A 4,443-nucleotide genomic window follows, 5' to 3' on the forward strand; every position below is an offset into this window, starting at 1 on the left:
GACAAAACTTAGGGAAAGTAATTACTGAAGAAGTCAGGTAGAGCAAGGGCTAGAGAGAGATTACAGGGCCAGTCTAGAGTGACCGACCCAGCGACTTAGGATTTTAGGTATTGAGTAGGTGGAGAGGTTGGGGTTACTTATCTGTAATTTTCAAAAAAAATAGATTTTCAGCTTGAGGTAGATCGTTGTAGTCATAGTTTAGTTTCATGCTTTTAGCCCCAATCTCGAAACTATGAGCCTCCGCTACAATGTTAGATACGTAAAGGCCTAACCCTTTTCCATCATGGTGTGTCTTTCGAGCCCAAGGAGTTCTATACCCTCTATCAAATAACTTCTCTAATTGAGTATTTGGGATGAAATTCCCTGTAGAAATCACGTTTATGGTTAGTGAGTTAGAAAACTCTTCAAACCTTACCTTGATTTCATCACTTGACGAGTACTTAATCGCATTTTGTAGAAATGACAATGGGATGATCTTAAATGACTCATAGATATCATAATTTTTATCTACTCGGCCACTTAGCCGGATTTTCTTGTTAAAAGCACTAGCCTCTGAGTGTTCAACCACACGCACAATCTTATCTATCATTCGATAGATATCAGTAGAGCGTTTTCTTCCGTATTTTGCAGCATTAGGATTGAAGTAAATCCCTGTTGTTTCCAACGAATCTTTGAGCATTACTGAAGATTTGTAGAGGCTTTTTACATTTTTTGGCGCTTTTTTTTCAGCGTCTTTTGGGGTATCACCATAATTACGAAGAATTTTATCTGAATAATGGTGTATTTGATCACACCACTTAGTTACTTCATGAAATTTATCAAAGTCTTCACTAGCTTTTTGAAAGACAAGTTGATCGAGGCGGTTACTAAAAGTATTTAGATAGCTAAACCATTTTTGTGCATACTCTAGGGTGACACTTCGTCCACGATATTTTTTTGATAGCCTACTGTTATCTGAGATGACATCAACGATAGCTACATCTAGACCATTGACCTTTTTAAGATAGTGGGTAAATCCATGAGTGCATACTACAGGCTTTATAATGTTAAGGTGTTCATTTTTGTAACAATCCTCTGTACAAATACCATTGCGTTTAATTTTGTTCCCGTCATAAATCTTCCCATTAACTATTATGGGGAAGTTATGACTAATCAACCCATCCTTTAGGAAATCACGAATCAAAATTTATCCTCTTCACTATTTTATCTGCGATAGTCGATATTTTTTCTGAATACTTATGATTTGTATTCACATGAATTGTGTTGCACAACTCTTCATGAGTAACCGCACCAGAAAAGAATTTAATTAAGCATTTGTTTATCAATTTTTCTTGCTTGGATTTTGAACAAGCAATCATATCCGACAACTTCTCGGTCATCATATCCACATCAATATTGCTATCAATCAAATCAGAGATAGATCGTTCTATGTTCTCTTCTCTAATGGGTTTATTTAGTACGTCATCAGAGTTTTCAAAAAAGGAATTGAGGTTTAATTGATATTTGCCTGAAGATACAGCTATGACCATGATACTTGGTTTTGCCTTCTTGATTAGCTTCAATAACTTCGCGCCACCTGTTTCCATGTCCTCTTGTACTACACCTTTTACATCAAGGAAGATCATGTCAAAGTTGAGTAACTTATCTACTTCGTTGAGTGAGATTGATTCAAAAGTAGATACTTTATAATCAAGGCTTCGTAGATACTGGATAGGAAAATCATCAATTTCATCATCAACAATGGCGATCTTGTACTCTTTCCTTAACTTAAGTGACTTCAAATACCCGTGAACATCAACTGGCTCTTTAAACTTTTTATACTTATATAGGCAGAATCTCACTACTCCCCAAATAAGCCCTCCAATAGCTATAAGTGCCGCAATAAACCCCAAAGGCGTATTCCACTCAGAGATAACTTGTTGAATATTCATATTTAACCTCAAAGAAAGATGTACCTGATTATACTCTCAAACAATATGCAACTAAACCATTGGTATCATTAATAGATCCCAAACGTGGTATAAAATAATTGTGTTTTAAAAAAGCAGTGCCCTAAATGTTCACTGCTTTCTTTCCTAACTACTCACATCCCCTACCAACTCTGACACATTAGCACTTACCTTCCTCAACCTAGAACTCGCCAAATGAGCATAACGAGTCGAAGTTTGGGGGGATTGGTGCCCAAGCAAATGCTGAACATCATAGAGCGTGGCGTTACCACTGTTTATAAGGATCGAAGCGAATGAGTGCCTAAGGTCATGAATGCGGAAGTCATCGTAGATACCTGCTGCTTTCTTGATCCGAGCGAATGCCTTCTTTGGATGTGCGATAGGTCTACCGGGTGCATCTCCGGCAAAGATATAGGGGTTCTTACGTATCTGAAATCGTCGTTGGTCATTTATCACCTCTTTCGCTAAATTATTGAGTAAAACCGTCCTTGATAACCCCGATTTTGTGTGGGGTAGGAATAGGCTCCAATTGCCGTCGTCGTCGACGGTAAGACAGTCCCACTTAGAGTTAGTAATTTCACCTATGCGCATCCCGGTAAGTAGGGCGAATTTTAAGGCATTTCCTTGGGTGCGATTGGGCTCCTCGTTACATGCCTTGATGAAAGATGAAACCTCTTTGCGGTTTAGAAATCTGTTTCTTAAATTATTCTCCTTTAGCTTTCTTATGTACTGCCCCGGATTGCTATCTACATACCCCCACTCCATTGCTAATCTGAACATTCTAAGGGCTAAGGAACGTAATCTATTCACAGTGGAAGGCTTCCTTGTTTCTAGAACCCCATCGAGTAGCTTTTGAATGTCTTGTTGGCTGATATCGGTGATACCTTTCTTGCCCCATTTAGGGTAGAAATGAAGCTTTAAGTTACCGACATCATTCTTAGCGGTGAGTTTGTTCATACGGGCATACGGTAGGTAATGCAGCTCCGCAAACTCTTGAAACGTGAGCACATTGGATTTTTCATCTCTCATAGCCTTAGGGTCATTTCCCAGTGCTATCTCTCGTTTGTGGTCATTGGCTATCTGTCTAGCAGTGTTGATATCTAGCGCTGGATACTCGCCTAGTTGAATTGATTTTTTCTTGCCGAAATAGGTGTACCTAAACAAGAAGCGCTTCCTCCCTTGTCTGTTGATTATAATTTTCAGGCCGCTACAGAGCTCATCCGTATATTCAGTTTCTTTGCTTCGACTTGTCGACGGCGTCGGCGGTAATGAATCAAGTTGGCGTTTATTAAATTTGAATTTACGTGATTGCATCAGTCCCCCTTATTCATCTGAGATTGAGAAATATTGATGTAATTCAGTGCGGAATGTCTTAGGAATCAGTAGGTAGATGCCTTTACCGCTGTCCTCGACAATGCTTAGGGATATAGAAGCTCCATAATCTAGGTCATCTTCGAATTCGGTATAGGTTAGAGCTCGTTTCAGTAGTTCGATATCGTCGACGACGACAGCGTTTAGCTCATTAATTGAGGTGAGGAACCAGAGTTCACATTGCAGTTCATCCCATGCCTGTTGGGTTTCAGCGTCATCGTGGAACGGTTCGGTGACTATAGCTTTGGTTTGTTCTTGTAATGTGATGGTGATTGGTAGGGTTGAGATTTGTTGAAGGTTGGTTATTTTTAGCATGATTAACTCCATAATATTGATATCATGGAGTTAATATATGAAAGGTTATCTTTTTGATTCGGTTATTGTGGAAATATACTAGTTACATTTCTGTCGAATTGTAGAAATTGCTTTACTAGACCCACTGAATGAATATGGGAAATACACGCTACCTTCACCATGCCAATTCAGTTCAAGTAGCCCTTTTTGGCTCGATTGGATTTTTCCTACGACAGGAGCATCATTTCCCCTAAAGTGTATGAATTTAGCGCCCCAAGTCTGACTTAAGCTTACATTCTGGATATTGTTATCCCATTTAAATCTAGTATTAATCAAACTCCAACCATTTTGATTCTTATCACCTGATATGTTTGGTGCATTGCTAAACCCAATGAACACCCATTCACTATTACCGTCGCATCCTACACCTATCCAGGATTTAGTATCCTTATAAGGAAACCCCATAGGGCGTGTTGTTGAGACTGCGTCAGAAATTGCATAATTTTGAGTCTCTCCTGTCATTTCATCAGTACTACTAGACACCCTCCAATTAGCATGAACATTCATAGAAATAAACGTTGAGAGAAGAATAACACCACACTTGCTTGCTATTTTTAAGCCTTTCATTCTTTTTGCCTTTCGAGTTTGGATAAGTAAACATATGCAAACTGTACCACCCTGTCAGGCTGGAAATCCATTTCCATCATCACACAACTCAATACCTAAAATCCTAAGTCGCTGGGTCGGTCTCTCTAGACTGACCCTGTAATCTCTCTCTAGCCCTTGCTCTGGCTGATTTCTTCAGTAATTACTTTCCCTAGGTTTTGTT

The 4,443-nt window shown here is 39.1% G+C and carries 5 protein-coding genes; all 5 read right to left on the bottom strand.

Annotated elements, in window-relative coordinates:
* Positions 1-133: 133 nt before the first annotated feature.
* The 5 genes from ACED59_RS24100 to ACED59_RS24120 all read right to left on the bottom strand — a co-directional run bounded on the left by ACED59_RS24100 (position 134) and on the right by ACED59_RS24120 (position 4,241).
* Positions 134-1,183, bottom strand: a complete 1,050-nt coding sequence (locus ACED59_RS24100; protein ID WP_102424456.1) for an ATP-binding protein — start codon at positions 1,181-1,183, stop codon at positions 134-136.
* Positions 1,173-1,931: a hypothetical protein gene (locus tag ACED59_RS24105; RefSeq protein ID WP_102424458.1), complete on the bottom strand. Its 759-nt coding sequence runs from the start codon at positions 1,929-1,931 to the stop codon at positions 1,173-1,175. The genes ACED59_RS24100 and ACED59_RS24105 overlap by 11 nt, the downstream gene beginning before the upstream one ends.
* A 144-nt stretch (positions 1,932-2,075) precedes the next feature.
* Positions 2,076-3,263 carry a tyrosine-type recombinase/integrase gene (locus ACED59_RS24110; RefSeq protein ID WP_371705183.1) on the bottom strand — a complete coding sequence of 396 codons (1,188 nt, stop codon included), beginning with the start codon at positions 3,261-3,263 and terminating at the stop codon, positions 2,076-2,078.
* A 9-nt stretch (positions 3,264-3,272) separates the two neighbouring features.
* Complete coding sequence (locus tag ACED59_RS24115) at positions 3,273-3,635, bottom strand: hypothetical protein (protein WP_102286462.1); 363 nt, start codon at positions 3,633-3,635, stop codon at positions 3,273-3,275.
* Between the two features lie 78 nt (positions 3,636-3,713).
* The gene (locus ACED59_RS24120; protein WP_151417447.1) at positions 3,714-4,241 is read right to left on the bottom strand and encodes a hypothetical protein; all 528 of its coding nucleotides are present in this window, start codon (positions 4,239-4,241) and stop codon (positions 3,714-3,716) included.
* Positions 4,242-4,443 lie beyond the last annotated feature (202 nt).

The organism is Vibrio sp. FF266 (assembly GCF_041439695.1).
In the GTDB taxonomy this organism is placed as follows: Bacteria; Pseudomonadota; Gammaproteobacteria; order Enterobacterales; family Vibrionaceae; genus Vibrio; species Vibrio tasmaniensis_A.